Source organism: Pseudomonas sp. PGPPP1, assembly GCF_002255865.1.
GTDB lineage: Bacteria > Pseudomonadota > Gammaproteobacteria > Pseudomonadales > Pseudomonadaceae > Aquipseudomonas > Aquipseudomonas cremoris.
Genome location: NZ_NKIG01000031.1, coordinates 25,023 through 48,078, shown reverse-complemented (window position 1 = coordinate 48,078; position 23,056 = coordinate 25,023). Strand labels below are relative to the sequence as shown.

Here is a 23,056-nt window from a genome sequence, read left to right as displayed (position 1 = left end):
CTCAAACTGCCATTACGCAATGAGCTGTCATCTTTAGTACTCAAGGAATTGATGCCGCCCCTCACAGGCGGTCGGGAGTCATGTTGGAAAACTACTATCGCGAGCTGGTGTGTTTCCTTAACGCCAAGCTGGGCAACCGTCAGGTGGCCGAAGATGTGGTGCATGACGCTTACGTCCGGATACTGGAGCGCTCCAGCGACATTCCCATCGACCAGCCCCGCGCGTTTTTATACCGCACCGCACTGAACCTGGTGATCGACGGCCACCGACGCAATGCCCTGCGCCAGTCCGAGCCGCTGGAAGTGCTCGACACCGAAGAGCGTTTTTCCCCGAACTCGCCCCATGCCAGCCATTACGAGAACCAGCGCCTTGAAATGCTGGAGCGTGCCTTGGCCGAGTTGCCCGCGCATTGCCGTGACAGCTTCTTGCTGCGCAAGCTGGATGGCCTGACCCACGTGCAAATCGCCGAACGCCTGAATATTTCTCGCGCCCTCGTGGAAAAACACATCGTTAATGCGATGAAGCACTGCCGGGTGCGCATGCGCGAGTGGGAAGCGCACTGATCGCTGATCAGTTAAATTTTATTTCACTGTCCTCGTTTCCTATCAACACACGACCTGTTGTTCAGCCTTCAGGTCTCGAAGGTTTTCCCGCCCCAACGCCACGGGGCTTATCCAGAGGACACTGGAATGACACAGGCAATTGCTTCGCCCGCGGTTCACGACCTCATCGGTATCGGTTTCGGCCCATCGAACCTGGCGCTGGCCATCGCCCTGCAGGAACGAGAGAAAACCCAGGGCAAACTGGACGCGCTGTTTCTCGACAAGCAGGCCGACTACCGCTGGCACGGCAATACCCTGGTCACCCAGAGCGAATTGCAGATTTCGTTCCTCAAGGACCTGGTGACCCTGCGCAACCCCACCAGCCCGTACTCCTTCGTCAACTACCTCAAAGCCCACGACCGCCTGGTGGACTTCATCAACCTGGGTACCTTTTACCCCTGCCGCATGGAGTACAACGACTACCTGCGTTGGGTCGCGGCGCAGTTCCAGGGGCAGGGCCGCTATGGCGAGGAAGTGCTGGCCATCGAGCCGATCCTGCATCAGCAGCAGGTCGAGGCGTTGCGCGTGATCTCCCGTGACGCGCTGGGTGAACAGCACGTGCGCACCACCCGTTCGGTGGTGGTCAGCGCCGGCGGGACGCCGCGCGTGCCGGCGGCCTTCAAGGCGCTCAAGGACGATAGCCGCGTGTTCCACCATTCCCAATACCTGGCCCGTATGGCGCAGCAGCCGTGTGTAGAAGGCAAGGCGATGCGTATCGCGATCATCGGCGGTGGCCAGAGCGCAGCCGAAGCCTTTATCGACCTGAACGACAGCTACCCGTCGGTGCAGGTCGACATGATCCTGCGCGGTTCGGCGCTCAAGCCTGCCGATGACAGCCCGTTCGTCAACGAAGTGTTCTCGCCGGCCTTTACCGACCTGGTGTTCCAGCAGGTCGGTGCCGAGCGCGAGCGCCTCGTGGCCGAGTACCAGAACACCAACTATTCGGTGGTGGATCTGGACTTGATCGAACGTATCTACGGGATTTTCTACCGCCAGAAAGTTTCCGGCATCGCCCGCCACGCGTTCTGCACCATGACCGTGGTTGAAAAGGCGGTGGCGGGCCCGCTGGGTATCGAGCTGACCTTGCGCAACAACGCCAACGGTGAGATCACCGTCAACCATTACGATGCGGTCGTGCTGGCAACCGGTTACGAGCGCCAGATGCACCGCGAACTGCTGGCGCCGCTGGAAACCTACATGGGTGACTTTGAAGTGGCCCGTGACTACCGGATCGTTACCGACGAGCGCTGCAAGGCGGGTATCTACATCCAGGGTTTCAGCCAGGCCAGCCACGGTTTGAGCGACACCTTGCTGTCGATTCTGCCGATTCGCGCCGATGAAATTGCCGCGTCGCTGTATGAAAACGACCGTCACCGTGGCAAAGGTCGCTCGGTACAAGACCTGCTGCTGGCCACCGCCAGCTGATCAGCTGTACTTGTGACAAGGGGTTTCGACTGATACTGTACAAAAAACCAGTATCGGTAGAACCCCATGCAGTTGATCGAAAAACTCAGCATCCTCGCCGACGCCGCCAAATACGACGCCTCTTGCGCCAGCAGTGGCGCACCCAAGCGCAGTTCCGAGGGCAAGGCGGGGCTGGGTTCCACCGATGGCATGGGCATTTGCCATAGCTACACGCCGGATGGGCGCTGCGTTTCGCTGCTCAAGGTGCTGCTCACCAACTTCTGCCTCTACGACTGCCAATATTGCGTCAACCGCCGCTCCAGCGACGTGCCCCGCGCGCGTTTCAGCCCGGAGGAGGTGGTCACCCTGACCCTGGATTTCTACCGGCGCAACTGCGTCAGTGGGCTGTTTCTCAGTTCCGGCATCATTCGCTCGTCCGACTACACCATGGAACAGTTGGTGCGGGTCGCGAAACTGCTGCGCGAAGAGCATGACTTTCGCGGTTACATCCACCTCAAGACCATTCCCGATGCCGACCCGGCGCTGATCGCCGAGGCGGGGCGCTACGCCGACCGCTTGAGCGTGAACCTTGAACTGCCTACCGAGGCCAGTCTGCAAACCCTGGCGCCGGAAAAAACCAGCGTGTCGATCAAGCAGGCCATGCAGACCATCTACACCGGCGAGCAGACGGTACGCAACGAACCGCGCGCGCCGCGTTTCGCTCCGGCGGGGCAGAGCACGCAACTGATCGTCGGCGCCGACGACACCGACGACAGCACCATCCTCCACGGTGCCGAAGCGCTGTACGGCAACTTCAAGTTGCGCCGCGTGTATTACTCGGCGTTCAGCCCCATTCCCAACAGCCCCAAAAGCGTCCCGCTGGCCGCGCCGCCGCTGATGCGCGAGCACCGCTTGTATCAAGCGGATTTCCTGCTGCGCAGCTACGGGTACCGCGCCAATGAACTGTTCCAGGGGCCTGGTCACCTGGCTTTGGATATCGACCCCAAGCTGGCCTGGGCACTGGAGAACCGCGACGTCTTCCCGCTGGACCTGAACCGCGCCGAACCCACGCTGATCGCACGTATTCCGGGGATTGGCCTGCGCACCACTCAACGTTTGGTGGACCTGCGCCGCGAGCGCAAGATCCGTTTCGAAGACCTGGCGCGCATGCGTTGCGTGCTGGCCAAGGCCAAGCCGTTTTTCATCACCAGCGACTACCACCCGCAGCAGGCAGACAGCACCAGCGTGCTGCTGCGCGAGCAATTGCGCGACCGTCCGCAGCCGCAACAAATGGGGTTGTGGGGATGATAGGCCTGGAATGCGCCAACCTCTTCAGCACCTGGCGCGAGCAGGCGCGTTGGCTGCTCAGCCATCAAGTCGATCCCAGCCAAGTCAGTTGGGGCGAGGAGCAGGCCGCCGACCTGTTTGCCACGGATGAACCGATCCCCGAAGGGCTTGGGCCGTTTCAGACACGGGTGCCCAAGGCACTGCTGGAATTGCTGGAGTCCGCCGCCTGTTACCACGGCGACCAGCGCTGGAGCCTGCTGTATGAAGTGTTGTGGCGCGTCAGCCATGGCGACCGCACCGCGATGCTGGCGGGGGACAAGTTGGGCAGCGAGTTGCAGCGGCGCATCAAGCAAGTCAGCCGCGAAGCCCATCACCTGCACGCGTTTGTGCGGTTTATCGCGCTGCCGGCCAAGGCGGGCCCCGAGTTGCCGGAATACGTGGCGTGGCACGAGCCGGCGCATGACATCTTGAAATCCGCCAGCCAACATTTTGTCGGGCGCATGGGGCGCCACCGCTGGATGATCGCCACGCCCTTGGACGGGGTGTATTACGACGGCGAACAGTTGATTCACCAGCGCGAGTGCCCCGAGGCGTGGCGCCAGTTGGCGCAGAATGTCGAGGATCCCCACAGTGAGATGTGGTTGACCTACTACAGCCATATCTTCAACCCGGCACGGTTGAACCCCAAGGTGATGGAGGGGCATTTGCCTAGCCGATTCTGGAAGAACTTGCCGGAGGGCAAGTTGATCCCGGGGTTGATCAGCGAGGCGCGGATGGGCAAGCAGAGGGATGGGCAGGCCAAATTGATTGGCAGTAAACCCGGAAAGAAAATTGCGAACCCGATCAATGTGGGAGCTGGCTTGCCTGCGATGGCGGTGGGTCAGTCAAATCATGGCTGACTGAGACACCGCCATCGCAGGCAAGCCAGCTCCCACAGGGTTTTTTCGGTGTTTGGGGGAGCGGGTTTCAGGTCAGCTCGGTGGCGGTGTTTTTCACCACAGCCAACTCCGGGTGCGCCACCAACTTATCAATGTGCAGTTCATCATTGTTCAACCAGGTCTCCGTCAGCACGCGGTAATGCTCCATGTCCCGGCAGCGCATGCGCAGGCTGTAGTCGAACGGCCCGCTGATGAGCTGGCACTCGAACACCTGCGGGCAGTTTTTGACGCAAGCCTCGAAAGCCTTCTGCGCCGAGCGCCCGCTCTGATTGGACAAGGCCACCAAGACCAGCAAGGACAACCCCGGCGAGACCATCTGCACATCGATGATCGCACCGTACCCACGGATCACCCCGCGTCGCTCCAGCTTGCGCACCCGTTCCAGGCAGGGCCTGGGCGTGAGGTGCACCAACGACGAAAGTTTCTCGTAGGTGATACGCCCCTGGTGCCGCAACACGTCGATGATCGCTTCATCGATGCGGTCCAGCGCAGGGGAAGAATGGGGTCCGTTGGCCTTGGTATCCATGGGTTTCACTTCAAACGATTGGAAAGAAATTGCTGCAAGCGCTCGCTGTTGGGGTGGTCGAGGATCTTGGCGTCGCCTTGTTCCTCGACCCGGCCCTGGTGCAAGAACAGCACTTGGCTGGACACCTGGCGGGCAAAGCCCATCTCGTGGGTGACCATCAGCATGGTACGACCTTCCTCGGCCAACGTCTGTATGACTTTGAGGACTTCTCCTACAAGTTCCGGGTCGAGCGCTGAGGTGGGTTCGTCGAACAGGATGATCTCCGGCTCCATGGCCAACGCGCGGGCAATCGCCACGCGTTGCTGCTGGCCACCCGACAAGAAGGCTGGGTACTGATCGGCCACGCGGCCCGGCAGGCCGACCTTGTCCAGGTACATCCGCGCGCGTTTTTCCGCCTCGGCAGCGCTGACGCCCAGCACCCGGCGCGGGGCCATGGTGATGTTTTCCAGCACGGTCATGTGGCTCCACAGGTTGAAGTGCTGGAACACCATGGCCAGGCGCGTGCGCAGGTTCTGCAGTTGGTCCTGGTGCGGTGCGCGGGTGCCGGCGCGGCCTTGCTGCATTTCGATGCTGATGCCGTCCAGGGTGATGACCCCGGCGTCGGGTTGTTCAAGGAAATTGATGCAGCGCAGCATCGTACTTTTGCCGGAGCCGCTGGCGCCGATCAGGCTGATCACATCGCCATTGCGTGCGTTGACGGACACGCCCTTGAGCACTTCGTGTTCGCCGTAGCGTTTGTGGATGCCTTCGACTTGCAGCTTGATGGCCGCGGTTGCGGTGTTGGCAACGGGGACATCAACGGGATAAGCGGCCAGGGCCTGCGCGGACTGATTCATGGGTTAGCCTCGGGTAGGAACAAGAAAACGCATCCAGCGACGTTCGGCCAGTCGGAACAGGCCCACCAGTGCAAAGGACAGCAGCATGTAGAGCACCGCGGCGATACCGAAGGCCTGGAATGTCAGGAACGTCTCGGCGTTGGCATCGCGGGCCACCTTGAGGATGTCGGCGACGGTGGCGGTAAACGCCAGCGAGGTGGCGTGCAGCATCAGGATCATTTCATTGCTGTAGGCCGGCAACGCACGGCGCAAGGCCGCCGGTATCACTACAAACAGGTTCAAGCGCCAGCCGTGCAGGCCGTAGGCGCGCGCCGCTTCGATCTCGCCATGGGGAATATTGCGGATCGCCCCGGCGAAGATTTCCACGGTGTACGCGCAGGTGTTCAGCACAAAGGCCAGCAGGGTGCAGTTCAGCGCATTGCGGAAAAACTGATTGAGCAGCGCGTTGTCCTGCACCACTTCCAGGCTGTACAGCCCGGTGTAGCAAATCAGCAATTGGATATACAGCGGCGTGCCGCGAAACAGGTAGGTGTAGACCTCCACTGGCCAGCGCAGCCAGAAGTGCTCTGACACGCGGGCCAGTGCCAACGGAATCGACAGCACAAAGCCGAGCACCACCGAGATAATGAACAGCCACAATGTCATGGCCACGCCGGACAAGCCCGCCCCATCGCTGAACAGGTAGGCCAGGCCGTATTGCTGGAACAGTTCGATCATCGCGCCATCCCCTTGATGCCGAGGTTGTAGCGCCGTTCGAGGCGCTTGAAGATGCGGTTGGAGAGGGTGGTGATCACCAGATAGACCAAGCCCGCGATGATCAGGAAATACAGCGGCTCGTTGGTGGTCTTGCCGGCGTTCTGCGCGGCCTTGACCAGGTCCGACAAGCCGATGATCGACACCAGCGCGGTGGACTTGAGCAGCACCAGCCAGTTATTGCCCAACCCCGGCAGGGCAAAGCGCATCAGTTGCGGGAACAGCACCAGGTGAAACCGCTGCCAGCGGCTCAGGCCGTAGGCAGTGGCGGCTTCCAGTTGGCCGACGGGCACGCTGAGGATCGCACCACGAAAGTTTTCGGTGAAATACGCGCCGTAGATAAAGCCCAGGGTGACCACCCCGGCGGTGAAGGGATCGATTTCAAAGTAGTCCCAGCCGAACACTTCGCTCAGGTCGTTGAGCCACAGTTGCAGGCTGTAGAAGATCAACAGGATCAGCACCAGGTCTGGCACGCTGCGGATCAGCGTGGTGTACAGCGTGGCCGGCACTCGCAGCCATTTGGCGCTGGAAAGCTTGGCACCGGCGGCGATCAGGCCCAGGGCGAGGCTCAGGGCCAGGGCGAGGAACGACAGCTTGAGTGTCATCCACGCGCCTTGGGCGAGCATCGGGCCGTAGCCTTGCAGGTTGAGAAGTTCGTTCATGGGGGATTTCTCTTAAGAGCGCAGACAACCCCCTGTGGGAGCGGGCTTGCTCGCGAATACGGAGTGTCAGTCGCTGGATGTGTGTCTGACACACCGCCTTCGCGAGCAAGCCCGCTCCCACAGGGTAGGCGTGGGCATCACTCGTTGTAGATGTCCTGATCGCCGAAGTACTTCTTCTGGATCTCGGCATACGTACCGTCAGCTTGCACGGCAGCGATGCCCTTGTTGATCAGCGCCCGCAGTTCCTGATCGTTCTTGCGCAAGCCCATGGCGATGTCCAACGGCAGGGTTGGGTCCTTGAAGGCCGGGCCGGTCTTGAAGTCGGCGCCTTCGGGCTTGGACAGGAAATTGAGCTGGGCTTCGAGCTTGTCGGTCAGGGTCGCGTCAAGACGGCCGTTCTGCAGGTCGGCGTAGTTCTGGTCCTGGGACTGGTACGCCTTGATCTGCGCGCCGAGCTTGGCCAGGTGCGCACGGGCATAGGCCTCTTGCAACGAACCTTGCAGCACGCCGACTTGCTTGCCCTTGAGGGATTCGGGGGTGTCGCCGAAGTCGGCGCTCTTGCGGGTAATCACCGAGGTCGGGCTCAAGAACAAGCGGTCGGTGAAGTCGATGATTTTTTCGCGGGCCGGGGTCACGGCCATGGACGACATGATGGCGTCGAACTTGCGCGCGCGCAGGGCTGGGATCATCCCGTCGAATTCGTTGTGCACCCAAGTGCATTTGACTTCGAGCTTGGCGCAGATGGCGTTGCCCAGTTCGATATCAAATCCTTGCAGGCTGCCATCGGCGGCGACGGACTCAAAGGGTGGGTATTCGGGGAATACGCCGAAGCGGATTTCTTTCCATTCCTGGGCGTGGACGGCGGTGGCGCACAGTGGCAACAGCAACGCAGCGAAGAGTGATCGCAATGGAGTCATGGTGTGGTCCCTATATTTTGTAATTGATGTCAGGGCAGTAAAAACGTTGAAACAATTCGTTCTTGTTGGGGGGAGAGAATGCTTCATGGTGGTGCGTTTTTTGTGTCGTTTACCCCTCGCCTAAAGCGCAAATTGCGCTGTTAAAACGGGCAATGCAGCGGAATCGGCTGCAGCACCCGCTGAATCGGCTTTTCATCCGAGGGAATCTGGCCTGCCCGTGGCGCAAAGCGGCAGGCCAGAGCGTTCTCAGGCGCGCTTTTTCTGCTGTGCCACCGGCTGTTGGGCCAGGCGCGCGAACAGGTCTTTGGGGTCGGCCAGGTCCGGGACCAGCTCCAGCGTGCTGCCCACGTCCAGCGCCTTGGCAACGTCCAGCACGTAGCGCAGGGCCGAGTAGTCTTCGATGGCGAAGCCCACCGAGTCGAACAGGGTGATTTGGCGGGCGTTTTCGCGGCCAGGCTGTTGGCCGTTGATCACTCGCCACAACTCGGTCACTGGCGAGTCTTCCGGCATGTGCTGGATTTCACCTTCAATACGGCTTTGTGGTTCGTACTCGACGATCACCCGGGCGCGCTCGACGATGCGTCGGTCCAGCTCGGTCTTGCCCGGGCAGTCGCCGCCGACGGCGTTGAGGTGCATGCCGGGTTCGATCATCTCGTCGGTCAAGATGGTCGCGTAGGCCTTGTCGGCGGTGACGGTGGTGACGATGTCCGCACCTTTCACCGCTTCGGCCACGCTGCCGGCCAGGATCACCTCTATCGCCGGGAACGCCTTGAGGTTGGCCGCCAATTTGGCGGTGGCCTTGGCGTCGATGTCGAACAGGCGGATTTCATTGATGCCGAGCATGGCGTGGAAGGCCAGCGCCTGGAACTCACTCTGCGAGCCGTTGCCGATCAGCGCCATGCTGCGGCTGTTGTCGCGGGCCAGGTAGCGTGCCACCAGGGCTGAGGTGGCGGCAGTGCGGATCGCAGTGGTCAGGGTCATTTCTGCCAGCAGCACCGGCTTGCCAGTGTCCACATCGCCCAAGGCACCGAAGGCCATCACGGTGAGCATGCCGGCCAGGGTGTTTTTCGGGTGGCCGTTGACGTACTTGAAGGCGTACAGCGAGGCGTCCGACACCGGCATCAACTCGATCACGCCATCCGGCGAATGGTTGGCCAGGCGGGCGCATTTTTCGAAGTCCTGCCAGCGCAGGTAGTCGGCGCGGATGTACTCGGCCATCTCGGTGATGCAGGTTTGCAGGCCTTTTTGCGAGACCAGGTAGCTGAGGTCGTTGACGTCGATATAGCGGGTCATGGCAAGACTCCTTATTGAAAGGTGGGACGGGCGGGCAGATGAACTTCTGCCAGCATGCAGCGGGCACTGCCGCCGCCGATGCGTTCGATGTTGTCGATGTTCACCACCACCGGCCGGGTGTGGCGTTCCACATGTTGGCGCTGCGCGGGTTGCAGGGCGCCCCAGGCGCTGGCAGACATCACCAGCAGCGGCTGGCCGTCACGGTCGTGGACTTCGAGCATGTTGCCGGCGAAGGCTTCAAGCTGGTCGAAGTCGAGGCCGAGGATGTCCTTGCCGGTGTCGCGCAGCGAGCGTTCCAGGGTGCGGCGTTCGCCTTCGTCGGGCAGGGCTTGCAGGCACACCACCGAGAGGTCGCGGCCGACGCTCATCATCACGTTGCTGTGGTAGATCGGCGCGTGGTGGCGGTCGACGGCGTGGAACACGCAGAGCTGGTAGTCGAGGCGTTCGGCGAACTGGCGCAGGGCGTCGTGGTGGGTGCGCCCGGAGTGGCAGGCGTAGCTGATGCGGTGCTGGCGGTCGAGCACCATGCTGCCGGTGCCTTCGAGGAAGATGTTCTGTTGTTCCAGGTGGCTCAGGTCAATGGTGCTGTTGATCGCAAAGCGTTGCTCCAGTACTTGCAGCACGCCCTTGTTGCGTTCCAATCGTCGGTTCTGGCCTTCCATCGGGTACAGCACCAGGCTGCCATCCGCGTGGCTGCTCCACCAATTGTTGGGGAAGATCGAGTCGGGGGTGTGGGGCGCCGGGGTGTCCTGCACCACCAGCACCTCCACGCCGTGTTGGCGCAGGGTATCGACATAACCGTCGAACTCTTCCAGCGCTTTCTGCTGCGCGCCGAGTGGGTCTAGGGGCTGGCGTTGGAAGCGGTTGTTGATCGCGGTGTCCGGGTTGAAGGCAAAGCGCGCCGGGCGAATCATCAAGACGGTATTGGTGGTTTGCATGGGTGCACGAATCCATGAGGTTGAGCAGTGGGGCTATTTTGTGGGTTGTGCGGGATGAATCCCGGCTGAAACGAGGGGGTGGGTCAGCCGGGAAAGCTGAAAAGTTAAGTGGCGCAGCCGAATCGGCCGCCGATGTGAAATGCGATCAAAATGTGGGAGCGGGCTTGCTCGCGAAGGCGGTGTGTCAGTCACTGAATTCATCACTGATGTACCGCTTTCGCGAGCAAGCCCGCTCCCACATTGTTATGGTGGCGTCTGCTAAAACGCCGTCAGCCAGGAGTAATCATGTCGACCGCCGTACGTCTCGCCCAACCCACCGATGCCGAGGGCATCAGCCAAGTCATCCTGGCAGCCCTGCACAGCAGCAATGCGCAGGATTACCCGGCGGATGTGATCGCCCGGGTCGCGGGCAACTTCACCCCCGAGGCAGTGCTGGCTTTGCTGGCGCGACGGGTGGTGTTGGTGGCGGTGCAGGACGAGGTCATCGTGGCCACGGCGGCGCTGGATGCCAATGTGGTGCGCTCGGTGTTCGTCAACCCGTCGCTGCAGGGGCAGGGGATTGGCCGGTTGCTGATGATCGAGATCGAACTGCGCGCCCGTGAAGCGGGCGTGACGGTGTTGAGCGTGCCGTCTTCACTGACCGCCGAGCCGTTCTATACCAAACTGGGGTTTCACACCGTACGTGATGTTTATCACGGTAACGAGCGTACGTTGGTGATGGAAAAGGCATTGCTGTCGCGACATCCCATCGGGCTGTATCGCGACCGCCAACACCGCGCGCAAGTGGTGGCGTTGTGGCAGCAGGCGTTTGGTTATGACACCGCGCATAACGTGCCCAGCTTGGCGATCGACAAGAAGCTCGCCGTCAACGATGGGCTGTTTTTTGTGGCAACCGATAAAAAGGCGGTGATCGGCACGATCCTCGCGGGCTACGACGGCCATCGGGGTTGGCTGTACTCGGTGGCGGTGCACGCGGACTACCGACGTCATGGCTTGGGTTCGTCGTTGGTGCGGCATGCGGAGCAGGCGTTGATTGGACTGGGCTGCATGAAGATCAACCTGCAGATCAACAGTAGCAACGAGGCCGTGGTGGGGTTTTATGAGGCGTTGGGGTATGGCGTGGAGCCGAGGATCAGCATGGGCAAAAAGATTGCCGGGAATATTCCCACTCAATCTTAAGAACACCTAAAAGCAAATGTGGGAGCTGGCAAACCAGCTCCCACATGGGTCCTGCGGTGTTGCTGTGGCAGTGATCAGACCTTGACGATCCAACCCTCTGGCGCTTCAACATCACCGGTCTGCACACCGGTCAGCTCTTTGTAGAGCTGCTGGGTGATCGGGCCCACTTCGGTCTCGCTGTGGAACACATGCAGTTTGCCGTTGTACTGGATACCGCCGATTGGCGAGATCACAGCAGCGGTACCGCAGGCGCCGGCTTCCTTGAACTGGTCCAGCTTGTCGATGAACACTTCGCCCTCGGTCACTTTCAGGCCCAGGCGGGTCTGGGCCAGTTCGATCAGCGACAGGCGGGTGATGCCTGGCAGTACCGAAGGCGACTTCGGCGTGATGAACTGGTTGTCGTGGGTGATCCCGAAGAAGTTGGCCGAACCGACTTCTTCGATTTTCGAGTGGGTCATCGGGTCCAGGTAGATCGCATCGGCGAAGCCGGCTTTCTTGGCTTCCGAACCTGGCATCAGGCTGGCGGCGTAGTTGCCACCGACCTTGGCGGCACCGGTGCCTTGTGGCGCGGCGCGGTCGAAGGTGGAGATCTGGAAGTTGTGGGGCACCAGGCCGCCCTTGAAGTAGGCACCGACCGGGATCGCGAACACCGAGAAGATGAACTCCGGCGCGGTACGCACGCCGATGTTGTCACCGGTGCCGATCACGAACGGACGCAGGTACAGCGCGCCGCCGCTGCCGTACGGCGGGATGAAGCGCTCGTTGGCCTTGACCACTTGCTTGCAGGCGTCGATAAACACGTCGGTCGGCACATGCGGCATCAGCAGGCGCGCGCAGCTGCGTTGCATGCGGGCGGCGTTCTGGTCCGGGCGGAACAGGTTGATCGAACCGTCCTTGCAACGGTAGGCCTTGAGGCCTTCGAAGCACTGCTGGCCATAGTGCAGGGCAGTGGAGCCCTCACTGATGTGCAGCACGTTGTCGTCGGTCAGGGTGCCTTCTTGCCACTCGCCGTTTTTCCAGACTTGGAGAAACCGTTTGTCGGTCTTGATGTAGTCAAAACCCAGCTTGTCCCAATTGATGCTTTCGTTACCCATGACACCCTCTATCTCTGGTCAAGTCGGTTTTTTTCTGAATGGGCGCAACAATACTTCATTAGCCGGTGCCTTAGCACCCCCTTCAAAGGTGCAAGGCATGCCCCAAAGCCCTTAGCGCTGCTTCCTGCACCGCTTCACCCAGGGTCGGATGGGCGTGGATGGTGCCCGCCACATCTTCCAGCCGCGCGCCCATTTCCAGGCTCAGGCCGAAGGCGGTGGACAGCTCCGATACGCCAACGCCGACTGCCTGCCAGCCGACGATCAGGTGATTATCACGCCGCGCCACCACGCGCACGAAGCCGGTTTTCGACTCCAGCGTCATGGCACGGCCATTAGCCGCGAACGGGAAGCTCGACACGATGCAGTCCAAACCGGCGGCCTTGGCTTCATCCGGGGTCTTGCCGACCACCACCAGTTCCGGGTCGGTAAAGCACACCGCTGGAATCGCCGCCGGGTTGAACTCGCGGGCTTTGCCGCTGATCAGTTCGGCGACCATTTCACCCTGGGCCATGGCCCGGTGCGCCAACATCGGCTCGCCGCTCAGGTCGCCAATCGCCCACACGTTGCGCATGCTGGTCTGGCAGTGGCTGTCGACCTTGATCGCTGCACCGTTCATCGCCAGGTTCAGCGCTTCCAGGTTCCAGCCTTGGGTGTTGGGTTTGCGACCAACGGCCACCAACACCTGATCGGTGGCCAGCGACAAGGTGTCGCCATTCGGATCACGTACCTGCAGGCTGCCATCGGCAAACCCGGTGACGCTGTGCTTGAGGTACAGCTTCACGCCCAGTTGCTTGAGGGACTCGTTCACCGGTGCCGTCAGCTCGGCATCGTAGGCCGGCAGGATACGCTCCTGCGCCTCGACCACGCTGACCTCGGCGCCGAGCTTGCGGTAGGCAATGCCCAGTTCCAGACCGATGTAGCCACCACCCACCACGATCAGGCGCTTGGGCACCCGGGTTGGTGCCAAGGCTTCAGTGGACGAAATGATCGGCCCGCCAATCGGCAGCATCGGCAGATTGACGCTTTTCGAACCGGTGGCCAGCAGCAGGTGCTCGCACTGGATGCGCTGGTCGCCGACATCGACGGTCTTGCCGTCCACCACCTTGGCCCAGCCGTGGATCACCTGCACCTTGTGCTTCTTGAGCAACGCGGCGACGCCGGTGGTCAGGCGGTCGACGATGCCGTCTTTCCATTCCACGCTTTTACGGATGTCCAGGGTCGGCACATCCACTTCAATGCCCAGTTGGGAGCCTTGGCTGTGGTGCACGGTTTGCTGGAACTGTTCGGCCACATGGATCAGGGCCTTGGACGGGATGCAGCCGATGTTCAGGCAGGTGCCGCCCAGCGCCTGGCCTTCCACCAGGATGGTCGGGATGCCCAGTTGGCCGGCCCGGATCGCTGCCACATAACCGCCAGGGCCGCCGCCGATAATCAGCAGCGTGGTATTCAACGTCTGAGACATGCCTTACTCCAAAAACAGGCTGGCGGGTTGTTCGAGCAGGCCGCGAATGGCCTGGATGAATTGCGCCGCGTCCATGCCATCGACCACGCGGTGATCGAACGAGCTGGAGAGGTTCATCATCTTGCGCACCACGATCTGGCCCTTGATCACCATTGGCCGTTCAACGATGCGGTTGACGCCGACTATGGCCACTTCCGGCAGGTTCAGCACTGGCGTGCTGACGATGCCGCCCAACGCGCCCAGGCTGGTCAGGGTAATGGTCGAGCCCGAGAGCTCATCACGGCTGGCCTTGCCATTGCGTGCGGCCGTGGCCAAGCGTGCGATTTCCTCAGCGTTGCCCCACAGGCTGCGCGCTTCGGCGTGACGCACCACCGGCACCATCAGGCCGACGTCGCTTTGGGTGGCGACGCCCACATGCACCGCACCCAGGCGGGTGATGACCTGGGCTTCGTCGTCATAGCGGGCGTTGATCTGCGGGAAGTCCCGCAACGCCACGACCATGGCACGCACGATGAACGGCAGCAGAGTCAGCTTGCCACGTGTGGCACCGTGCTTCTCGTTGAGGTGCACGCGCAGCTCGTCGAGGGCGGTGACGTCGATTTCTTCCACATAGCTGAAATGCGCGGCGCGCCGAGTGGCGTCCTGCATGCGCTGGGCGATCTTGCGGCGCATGCCGATCACCGGGATCTGTTCTTCGGTATTGCGTTCGGCGTAAGGGGTGGCGGCTGTCGATGCCTTTGCCGTGCCTTGTTGCAGGTAGGCATCGAGGTCTTCGTGCAAGATTCGCCCAGCTGGGCCGGAGCCCTGGACCAGGCGCAACTGAATCCCGGCATCCAGTGCGTGCTTGCGCACGGCAGGGGAGGCGAGTGGGCGCTCGTCGGCTTCACGGGCCACAGGCGCTGCTGCGGGTTTCACCACTGGCTTGGTTTCAACTGCTACGGGTGCGGGCTTGGTTTCGGCAGCAACGGGGGCTGCCTTCGGCGCTTCCTTTACTGCCGGCGCTTCCTTGGCGTTGCCAGCCCCTTCGACTTCAATGCTGATCAAGATACTGCCCACCGCCATGACCTCGCCCGGCTCGCCGCCGAGGGAAATCACCTTGCCGTGTACCGGCGAGGGAATGTCCACCATCGCCTTGTCGGTCATGACATCCGCCAGCACCTGGTCTTCAACCACCAGGTCACCGACCTTGACGTGCCAGACTGACAGTTCAACTTCTGCGATGCCTTCGCCAATGTCCGGCATCTTGATAACGTGCGTGCCCATTCAGACCTCCATGACCCGTTTCAACGCCGCGCCCACTCGGGACGGCCCTGGGAAATACGCCCACTCCTGCGCGTGCGGGTAGGGAGTGTCCCAACCGGTGACGCGTTCGATCGGCGCTTCCAGGTGGTGGAAGCAATGCTCTTGCACCAGCGATACCAGCTCGGCACCAAAGCCGCAGGTACGGGTGGCTTCATGCACCACCACGCAACGGCCGGTCTTTTTCACCGACTTGACGATGGTTTCCAGGTCCAGCGGCCACAGGCTGCGCAGGTCGATGACCTCGGCGTCGATGCCGGTTTCTTCCGCCGCCACTTGTGACACATACACGGTGGTGCCGTAGGTCAGCACGGTCACAGCCGAGCCCGGACGCACGATGGCGGCCACGTCCAGCGGCACGGTGTAGTAACCGTCCGGCACTTGGGCTTGCGGGTGTTTCGACCACGGGGTGACAGGGCGGTCGTGATGGCCATCGAACGGGCCGTTGTACAGGCGTTTAGGCTCGAGGAAGATCACCGGGTCATCGTTTTCGATGGAGGCAATCAGCAGGCCCTTGGCGTCATACGGGTTGGACGGCATCACCGTGCGCAGGCCGCAGACCTGGGTGAATACCGCTTCGATACTCTGGCTGTGGGTCTGGCCGCCGTAGATGCCGCCGCCGCAAGGCATGCGCATGGTCAGCGGCGCGGTGAACTGGCCAGCCGAGCGATAACGCAGGCGGGCAGCTTCGGAGATGATCTGGTCGGTGGCAGGGTAGACGTAGTCGGCGAACTGGATCTCGGCCACCGGACGCAGGCCGTAGGCACCCATGCCCACCGCCACGCCGATAATGCCGCTTTCGGAAATCGGTGCGTCGAACACCCGCGAACTGCCGTACTTGCCCTGCAGGCCTTCGGTGCAGCGGAACACGCCGCCGAAGTAACCCACGTCCTGGCCGAACACCACCACGTTGTCGTCACGTTCGAGCATCACATCCATGGCCGAGCGCAGGGCCTGAATCATGGTCATGGTGGTGGTGGTCATGGCGGTTTCCACTTCAATGCTGTTGTTGTGATCGTTCATGTCAGATCCCCAACTCTTGACGCTGGCGCTTCAAGTGCTCCGGCATCTCTTTATAGACGTCTTCGAACATGGTCGCGGCGCTTGGAATCTGGCCGCCGGCAAGGGTGCCGTACTGTTCGGCTTCTTTCTGTGCAGCGATCACTTGGGCTTCAAGTTCGGCACTGACTGCCGCGTGTTCCTCTTCGGACCACTGGCCAATCTTGATCAAGTGCTGCTTGAGGCGCGCAATCGGGTCGCCCAATGGGAAGTGGCTCCAGTCGTCGGCTGGACGGTATTTCGAAGGATCATCGGACGTGGAGTGCGGGCCGGCGCGGTAGGTGACCCATTCGATCAGGGTAGGGCCGAGGTTGCGGCGCGCACGCTCGGCAGCCCAGGCGGAGGCGGCGTACACCGCGATGAAGTCGTTGCCGTCCACGCGCAGGGAGGCGATGCCGCAGCCGACGCCGCGTCCGGCGAAGGTGGTGGCCTCACCCCCGGCAATCGCCTGGAAGGTGGAAATGGCCCATTGGTTGTTGACCACGTTGAGGATCACCGGCGCGCGGTACACGTGGGCGAAGGTGAGGGCGGTGTGGAAGTCCGATTCGGCGGTAGCACCGTCGCCGATCCAGGCGGATGCGATCTTGGTATCGCCCTTGATCGCCGAGGCCATGCCCCAGCCCACGCCTTGTACGAATTGGGTGGCCAGGTTGCCGGAAATGGTGAAGAAACCGGATTCCTTGACCGAGTACATGATCGGCAACTGACGGCCCTTGAGCGGGTCGCGCTCGTTGGACAGCAGTTGGCAGATCAGGTCCACCAGCGGCACATCGCGGGCCATCAGGATGCTTTGCTGGCGGTAGGTGGGGAAGCACATGTCGTCGATGTTCAAGGCCAGGGCCTGGGCGCTGCCGATGGCTTCTTCGCCGAGGCTTTGCATGTAGAACGACATTTTTTTCTGACGCTGGGCGACCACCATGCGGTTGTCGAAGATGCGCGTCTTGAGCATGGCGCGCATGCCTTTACGCAGGATCTCGACGGGAACGCCTTCGGCCCACGGGCCGAGGGCCTGGCCTTGATCGTCGAGCACGCGGATCAGGCCCTTGGCCAGGTCGGCGGTGTCGGCGGGTTCTACGTCGATGGCGGGTTTGCGCACTGTGCCGGCGTCGGTCAGGCGCAGGTACGTGAAGTCGGTCTTGCAGCCTGGGCGGCCTGAGGGTTCAGGCACGTGCAGGCGCAGTGGTTCGTACTGCTGGGTCATGGCTTTCTACGCTCTATCTTGTGAATTTCTTGTAGTGGGCGCGCTAGCTGACAGTCAGTCCCCGGATAGGGGAAATCTTGTCCTACAACAATCATAGGCGGGGCGTAGAAGAATATTTATCTGTGTTTCGTTGCGCTCGCGATCATTTGCGGATAAAAAAACTGCATAAACATAATAAACAGGTGATTTTGTCTCATGCGCAAACTGGACCGTACCGATATCGGCATTCTCAACGCCCTGCAGGAGAACGCCCGCATCACCAACGCCGACCTGGCCCGCTCGGTCAATCTGTCGCCCACGCCGTGTTTCAACCGGGTGAAGGCGATGGAAGAACTGGGGCTGATTCGTGAGCAAGTCACCCTGCTAGACCCGGATTTACTGGGGCTGCACGTTAATGTGTTTATCCATGTGAGCCTGGAAAAACAGAACGAACTGGCGCTGCAGCAGTTTGAAGGGGCGATTTCGGATCGCCCGGAAGTGATGGAGTGCTACCTGATGGCCGGTGACCCGGACTATCTGATCCGGGTGCTGGTGCCGACGATCCAGTCGCTGGAGCGTTTCATGATGGATTTTTTGACCAAGGTGCCGGGGGTGGCGAACATTCGGTCGAGTTTTGCGCTGAAGCAGGTGCGTTATAAAACTGCGTTGCCGCTACCGGCTAACGGCATAAGTTTGGGCTCTTGAATATCACTAATCTCACCGATCAGGCACTGTCCAAAATGTGGGAGCTGCATTTCAAAGTTGGTTAAGGGGGATTTTCAGGTAGGTCACGCCGTTGTCCTCCGCCGGCGGCATATTCCCCGCCCGCACATTCACCTGGATCGCCGGCAACAATAACGTCGGCATGCCCAGCCCCGCATCGCGCTGGGTACGCATCTCGACAAACGCCGCCTCATCCACCCCGTCATGCACATGGATATTCCCAGCCCGTTGTTCCGCCACCGTCGTCAGGCATTTCGCCTCGCGCCCCTCAGGCGGATAGTCATGGCACACGTACAGTTCGGTCTCCAACGGAAACGCCAGCAACGTGCGCATCGACGCATACAACTGCCGCGCATCGCCGCCAGGGAAATCGCAGCGCGCCGTGCCCACATCCGGCATGAACAGCGTATCGCCCACCAGGATCAACCGGCCGTCGATCAGGTAGGCCATGTCGGCTGGCGTATGCCCCGGCACGTGCAGGGCCTGGGCCTTGAGGTTGCCGATGTAAAACACCTCGTCCGGTGCAAACAGGTGATCGAACTGCGAGCCGTCGACGCGAAATTCCGGTTCCAGGTTGAACAGGTGCTTGAACACGCCCTGCACCTTGCTGATGGACTGGCCAATCGCGATCTTGCCGCCCAGGGTGCGGCGCAGGTAGGGCGCGGCGGACAGGTGGTCGGCATGGGCGTGGGTTTCCAGTAGCCATTGCACCTGCAGCTGGTGCTCGCGCACGAACGCAATGACGGTGTCTGCCCCCGCAGTGCCGGTGCGCCCGGACGCCGGGTCGTAGTTGAGCACTGAGTCGACGATGGCACAGGGGCCGCCATCGGCCTCGTAAACGACGTAGGTGTAGGTCGACGATGCCTCGTCCAGAAAGGCTTGAATCAACGCTGACATGGCGGCTATCCCCGATGAAGAAAAAAGTAGTTACAATCAGTTTACGTTTTCACATAATGTTTTGAGCTTAAGTGACGCAAAGGACCCGAGGCAAATGGAATCTACTCTGAGTGAAGGCGAAGTCGCGCAGTTGCGGGCATCGGCGTCCAAGGCCTGTTCCTTGCTCAAGGCGCTGGCCAATGAGGATCGCCTGTTGATCCTCTGCCAGTTGACCCAGGGCGAGCGCAACGTCGGCGAGTTGGAAACCATGACCGGCGTACGCCAACCCACCCTGTCCCAACAGTTGGGCATCTTGCGTGACGAAGGGTTGGTCGCCACCCGTCGGGAAGGCAAATACATCTTCTACGGGCTGGCCAGCCACGAAGTGATCCAAGTGATGAAGACCTTGTCCGGCCTGTACTGCGGCGCGGTGATGAAAAGCTGGGCGTGACGCCATCCGGCAGCGACCCTTGTGTGCACTGAATAAAAAAGGCGATAGACCATGACCGACCAACACTGGGGACCGACCATCAGTGGCGACATCGTAGTCATCGGCGGCGGTTCGGCAGGCATCGGCCTGCTGGCCAGCCTGCTCAAGCGCGACCCCCACCTGAATATCACCCTGATCGAACCCAACGATTACCACTGCTACCAACCCGCCTGGACCCTGGTGGGCGGCGGTGCCTACGATGTGAAAAAGACCCGTCGCCCCTTGGCTGACGTGCTGCCCAACGGCGTTGCCTGGATTCAGGCGGCCGTGACCGACGTGCTGCCCGACGAAAAGACCCTGGTGCTCGACAGCGGCCAGCACATCACCTGGAACAACCTCATCGTGTGCCCCGGCCTACGCCTGGCCTGGGAAAAAATCGAAGGCCTGCAAGACACCCTCGGCCACAACGGCGTCACCTCCAACTACAGCTACGAACACGCCGCCTACACCTGGCAGTTGGTGCAGCAGCTCAAGGCTGGCAAGGCGATCTTTACCCAGCCAGCCATGCCGATCAAATGCGCGGGTGCGCCGCAAAAAGCCCTGTACTTGTCGTGTGATCACTGGCTCAAGCACGGCCATCTGAAACATATCGACGTGGAATTCAACCTCGCCGGCGCCGCGCTGTTTGGCGTGCCAACCTTTGTGCCGCCGTTGATGGAATACGTGCACAAGTACAACGCGAACCTGGCATTCAATTCCAATCTGGTGAAAGTCGACGGTCCGGCGCGCAAGGCCTGGTTCGAGGTCAAGGACGCCGAGGGCAATGCCACGTTAGAAGAAAAATCCTTCGACCTGCTGCACGTCGTCCCGCCCCAGGTGGCCCCGGATTTCATCCGCCAGAGCCCGCTGTCCGACGCCGCCGGCTGGTGCGAAGTGAACCCCCACAGCCTGCAACATCTGCGTTACCCGCACGTCTTTGGCCTGGGCGATGTGTGCTCCACCACCAATGCCAAGACCGCTGCTGCGGTGCGCAAGCAGATTGTGGTGGTGGCCGAGAACCTGCTGGCCCTGCGCAAACAGGCGCCGCTGCCGCTGAAATACGACGGCTACGGCTCGTGCCCGCTGACGGTGGAGAAGGGCAAGGTGGTGCTCGCCGAGTTCGGCTACGGCGGCAAGTTGCTGCCGACTTTTCCTCTGGACCCGACCCAGGCGCGGCGTTCGATGTGGTTCCTCAAGGCCACGCTGCTGCCGTGGTTCTACTGGAACGGCATGCTCAAGGGTCGTGAGTGGCTGACTCGCCTGAGCAAGGTGGACTGAATGCTGCTGGCCACTGTGTTGGGATTATTGATGGGCCTGGTGATGGGCCTGACCGGTGCGGGTGGCGGCATTCTCGGGGTGCCTGCGCTAGTGCTCGGCTTGGGCCTGAGCATGACCCAGGCCGCGCCGGTGTCGCTGCTCGCGGTCGGTGCGGCGGCGGCGGTCGGTGCGATCGACGGCTTGCGCCATGGCCTGGTGCGTTACCGCGCCGCGCTGTTGATCGCCTTGCTCGGCGCGCTGTTTTCGCCGGTGGGTGTGTTTCTCGCCCACCAATTGCCGGAAGCGCTGCTGATGGGCTTGTTCAGCGCGTTGATGGTGCTGGTGGCGTGGCGCATGTTGCAGCGCGAAAAAACCGAGCCGGGGCCGAGTGACCATGGCACCGCGTCCTGGGGCCAGAAGAACTGCATGCTCAACCAGCAGACCGGGCGCTTGGCGTGGACCGCCAAATGCACCACGACCCTGGCCGCCCTCGGTGCGGTGACCGGTGCTGTCTCCGGCCTGCTTGGCGTGGGCGGCGGCTTCCTGATCGTGCCAGCGTTCAAGCAGCTCACTGATGTGCAGATGCGCGGCATTGTCGCGACCTCGCTGATGGTGATCAGCCTGATCTCGCTGATCGGCGTGGCGGGGGCGTTCCATGCCGGTGTGCGCATCGAGCCGGTGGGCTGGGTGTTTATCGGCGCGAGCATCGTTGGCATGTTGGCCGGCCGGCGCCTGTGCTCGGTGATTCCTGCGCGCACCTTGCAGGTCGGCTTTGCCAGCCTGTGTGTACTGGTGGCCGTTGGCATGTTGATCAAGGCCGGTCTTACGCACTAAGTGCCGGGCCCGGCTTACACCCAACTTGGCGGGCACCCGCGGCCCGTCCAAAGCACCCCGCAACCTAGGCCAACGCAGCGTATGCCGAGGCCTTGGCCCTTTCGATAATCGCCTCCGACATCAAGTCCCCGTTGCGGAGCGCGCCATGCATAACAATAAGAATCTCCCCCTGCGTTTGTTGCCTGCCTTTCTCGTCAGTCTGGGCCTCAGCCCGTTCGCCGACGCCGAGATCATGCTGTACGACAAAGACGAAACCACCTTTTCCACCGATGGCTACATCAACGCTTTCTACGTCAACAGCGACGTCGACCGCGCCGGTGACCAATATGACCGCCGCCAGTCGCGGGTGAAGATGGGCTTCTTGCCCAACTACCTGGGCTTCAACATGACCAAGCAGGTCGACGACCTCAAGCTCGGCGCTCGCGCATCGTTCTGGGTCACCATCAACGACAGCGAAACCAACGGTACCGACACCGCCATCGACGTGCGCCAGTTCTACGGCACGGTGGCAAACAAGGAATGGGGCGAAGTGTTGATCGGCAAGGACTTCGGCCTGTTCGCCCGCTCCAACATCCTGCTCGATGAATTGCTCGCCGGTTACGGCCAGGTCAGCGACAGCCTCGGTCTGGTGGACGGTGGCGGTGTGTCGTTCGGCAATATCGGCAGCGGCTACCCGTACCCGTTTCCCACCTCGCAGATCACCTACCGCACGCCCGTGATGGACGGCCTGCGCATCGCCGTCGGCATCATGGACCCGGTGGACACCAACGACAGCAGCCCGTTGGGCAAGGCCTACCAGAAGAACCCGCGCACCGAGAGCGAGATCACCTACCAGTTCGACGTGGGCGGGGCGAAGATCTACAGCTGGCTCAACGGCAGCTACCAGACCTCCGACAACACCGACTCGACCGTGGCCAGCGTTACTTCCAAGGGCCTGGGCTACGGTGTGCAAGCGAAGATGGGCGGCTTGTCGCTGACAGGTTCCGGCTTCCAGGCCAAGGGCATCAACCCGTTTTTCACCAACAATGCCGGGGAAGCCACCCTGCGCAACGTCGACAGCAACGGCTACCTGGTGCAGGGCTCGTACAAGCTCGGCAAGAACCGCTTGGCGTTGTCTTACGGCAAGACCAAGGACGATGGCAACGGCGTGGTGGGCAGCGGGGCGGATTATGAAACCCGTGGGATTGCGCTGTTTCATGACGTGAATGACAACTTGAAGCTGGTGGCGGAGTACAACCAGTTCCAGATCAAGGGGCATGACACCAGTGCGCAGAATGAAGACACCGACACTTTTGCAGTAGGTGCCGTCTTGACTTGGTAACCCGTTCAAACCTGTGGGAGCTGGCTTGCCTGCGATAGTGATGTACCTGACACATTGCTATCGCAGGCAAGCCAGCTCCCACATTTGCTCTCCAGTGTTCCTGGGAACCTCATCCCATAGCATCCCCCCACCCAGTACCCAAGTAGC

At 61.5% G+C, this 23,056-nt stretch carries 23 protein-coding genes; 10 read left to right on the top strand and 13 right to left on the bottom strand.

All coding sequences use genetic code 11. The annotated features are described in order from the left end of the window. Positions 1 to 80: 80 nt before the first annotated feature. From CFE47_RS26010 to CFE47_RS25995, 4 genes are all read left to right on the top strand, one after another. Complete coding sequence (locus CFE47_RS26010) at positions 81 to 563, top strand: sigma-70 family RNA polymerase sigma factor (RefSeq protein ID WP_185710464.1); 483 nt, start codon at positions 81 to 83, stop codon at positions 561 to 563. Between the two features lie 126 nt (positions 564 to 689). Then, positions 690 to 2,027: a lysine N(6)-hydroxylase/L-ornithine N(5)-oxygenase family protein gene (locus CFE47_RS26005; protein ID WP_286841432.1), complete on the top strand. Its 1,338-nt coding sequence runs from the start codon at positions 690 to 692 to the stop codon at positions 2,025 to 2,027. 66 nt (positions 2,028 to 2,093) lie between these two features. Then, positions 2,094 to 3,314 (top strand): putative DNA modification/repair radical SAM protein, encoded by a 1,221-nt coding sequence (locus CFE47_RS26000; RefSeq protein WP_286841430.1) that lies wholly within the window; start codon positions 2,094 to 2,096, stop codon positions 3,312 to 3,314. Then, on the top strand, positions 3,311 to 4,192 hold the full coding sequence (locus CFE47_RS25995; RefSeq protein ID WP_286841428.1) for a TIGR03915 family putative DNA repair protein: 882 nt from the start codon (positions 3,311 to 3,313) through the stop codon (positions 4,190 to 4,192). The genes CFE47_RS26000 and CFE47_RS25995 overlap by 4 nt, the downstream gene beginning before the upstream one ends. Positions 4,193 to 4,259: 67 nt before the next feature. Here the strand turns inward: CFE47_RS25995 and CFE47_RS25990 are convergent, their stop codons facing one another. From CFE47_RS25990 to ctlX, 7 genes are all read right to left on the bottom strand, one after another. Further along, entirely contained in the window at positions 4,260 to 4,757 is a 498-nt protein-coding gene (locus CFE47_RS25990) for an Lrp/AsnC family transcriptional regulator (RefSeq protein ID WP_185710468.1), read from the bottom strand. Between the two features lie 5 nt (positions 4,758 to 4,762). Further along, positions 4,763 to 5,593 carry an ABC transporter ATP-binding protein gene (locus CFE47_RS25985; protein ID WP_198913759.1) on the bottom strand — a complete coding sequence of 277 codons (831 nt, stop codon included), beginning with the start codon at positions 5,591 to 5,593 and terminating at the stop codon, positions 4,763 to 4,765. 3 nt (positions 5,594 to 5,596) lie between these two features. Further along, on the bottom strand, positions 5,597 to 6,310 hold the full coding sequence (locus CFE47_RS25980) for an ABC transporter permease (RefSeq protein ID WP_286841425.1): 714 nt from the start codon (positions 6,308 to 6,310) through the stop codon (positions 5,597 to 5,599). After that, positions 6,307 to 7,008, bottom strand: a complete 702-nt coding sequence (locus CFE47_RS25975; RefSeq protein WP_185710470.1) for an ABC transporter permease — start codon at positions 7,006 to 7,008, stop codon at positions 6,307 to 6,309. Before CFE47_RS25975 ends, CFE47_RS25980 begins: the two co-directional genes overlap by 4 nt. Before the next feature lie 137 nt (positions 7,009 to 7,145). Further along, positions 7,146 to 7,925, bottom strand: coding sequence for an ABC transporter substrate-binding protein (locus CFE47_RS25970; RefSeq protein WP_185710471.1), 780 nt, complete (start codon positions 7,923 to 7,925; stop codon positions 7,146 to 7,148). A 246-nt stretch (positions 7,926 to 8,171) separates the two neighbouring features. Continuing rightward, entirely contained in the window at positions 8,172 to 9,218 is a 1,047-nt protein-coding gene (gene ocd / locus CFE47_RS25965) for an ornithine cyclodeaminase (protein ID WP_286841423.1), read from the bottom strand. A gap of 11 nt (positions 9,219 to 9,229) precedes the next feature. Beyond that, the gene (gene ctlX, locus CFE47_RS25960; protein ID WP_286841421.1) at positions 9,230 to 10,156 is read right to left on the bottom strand and encodes a citrulline utilization hydrolase CtlX; all 927 of its coding nucleotides are present in this window, start codon (positions 10,154 to 10,156) and stop codon (positions 9,230 to 9,232) included. Positions 10,157 to 10,441: 285 nt separating this feature from the next. On the opposite strand from ctlX, the gene CFE47_RS25955 reads away from it, so the two are divergent. Next, a complete protein-coding gene (locus tag CFE47_RS25955; protein ID WP_286841419.1) occupies positions 10,442 to 11,335 on the top strand; it encodes a GNAT family acetyltransferase in 894 nt (297 codons plus the stop codon). Positions 11,336 to 11,409: 74 nt separating this feature from the next. On the opposite strand, the gene CFE47_RS25950 is transcribed toward CFE47_RS25955, so the two are convergent. The 5 genes from CFE47_RS25950 to CFE47_RS25930 form a co-directional block, all read right to left on the bottom strand. Beyond that, positions 11,410 to 12,429 carry a branched-chain amino acid aminotransferase gene (locus tag CFE47_RS25950; protein ID WP_185710475.1) on the bottom strand — a complete coding sequence of 340 codons (1,020 nt, stop codon included), beginning with the start codon at positions 12,427 to 12,429 and terminating at the stop codon, positions 11,410 to 11,412. A gap of 82 nt (positions 12,430 to 12,511) precedes the next feature. Beyond that, entirely contained in the window at positions 12,512 to 13,891 is a 1,380-nt protein-coding gene (lpdA, locus tag CFE47_RS25945; RefSeq protein ID WP_286841416.1) for a dihydrolipoyl dehydrogenase, read from the bottom strand. Between the two features lie 3 nt (positions 13,892 to 13,894). Next, a complete protein-coding gene (locus CFE47_RS25940; RefSeq protein WP_286841414.1) occupies positions 13,895 to 15,154 on the bottom strand; it encodes a dihydrolipoamide acetyltransferase family protein in 1,260 nt (419 codons plus the stop codon). After that, a complete protein-coding gene (locus tag CFE47_RS25935) occupies positions 15,155 to 16,213 on the bottom strand; it encodes an alpha-ketoacid dehydrogenase subunit beta (RefSeq protein WP_122426176.1) in 1,059 nt (352 codons plus the stop codon). 1 nt (position 16,214) lies between these two features. After that, a complete protein-coding gene (locus CFE47_RS25930) occupies positions 16,215 to 17,450 on the bottom strand; it encodes a 3-methyl-2-oxobutanoate dehydrogenase (2-methylpropanoyl-transferring) subunit alpha (RefSeq protein WP_185710478.1) in 1,236 nt (411 codons plus the stop codon). A 195-nt stretch (positions 17,451 to 17,645) separates the two neighbouring features. Here CFE47_RS25930 and bkdR point away from each other — a divergent pair, with 195 nt between their 5' ends. Continuing rightward, positions 17,646 to 18,134: a Bkd operon transcriptional regulator BkdR gene (gene bkdR, locus CFE47_RS25925; protein WP_185710479.1), complete on the top strand. Its 489-nt coding sequence runs from the start codon at positions 17,646 to 17,648 to the stop codon at positions 18,132 to 18,134. A 51-nt stretch (positions 18,135 to 18,185) separates the two neighbouring features. Here bkdR and CFE47_RS25920 read toward each other — a convergent pair whose 3' ends face one another. Continuing rightward, entirely contained in the window at positions 18,186 to 19,049 is an 864-nt protein-coding gene (locus CFE47_RS25920; RefSeq protein ID WP_286841410.1) for an MBL fold metallo-hydrolase, read from the bottom strand. 94 nt (positions 19,050 to 19,143) lie between these two features. Between CFE47_RS25920 and CFE47_RS25915 the strand changes: the two genes are divergently transcribed. The 4 genes from CFE47_RS25915 (at position 19,144) to CFE47_RS25900 (ending at position 22,909) form a co-directional block, all read left to right on the top strand. Then, on the top strand, positions 19,144 to 19,479 hold the full coding sequence (locus tag CFE47_RS25915; RefSeq protein ID WP_053256978.1) for an ArsR/SmtB family transcription factor: 336 nt from the start codon (positions 19,144 to 19,146) through the stop codon (positions 19,477 to 19,479). 51 nt (positions 19,480 to 19,530) lie between these two features. Continuing rightward, positions 19,531 to 20,775, top strand: a complete 1,245-nt coding sequence (locus CFE47_RS25910; protein WP_286841409.1) for an NAD(P)/FAD-dependent oxidoreductase — start codon at positions 19,531 to 19,533, stop codon at positions 20,773 to 20,775. Further along, a complete protein-coding gene (locus CFE47_RS25905; RefSeq protein WP_286841408.1) occupies positions 20,776 to 21,588 on the top strand; it encodes a sulfite exporter TauE/SafE family protein in 813 nt (270 codons plus the stop codon). 145 nt (positions 21,589 to 21,733) lie between these two features. Continuing rightward, positions 21,734 to 22,909: a porin gene (locus tag CFE47_RS25900; protein WP_286841407.1), complete on the top strand. Its 1,176-nt coding sequence runs from the start codon at positions 21,734 to 21,736 to the stop codon at positions 22,907 to 22,909. Positions 22,910 to 23,056: the final 147 nt, after the last annotated feature.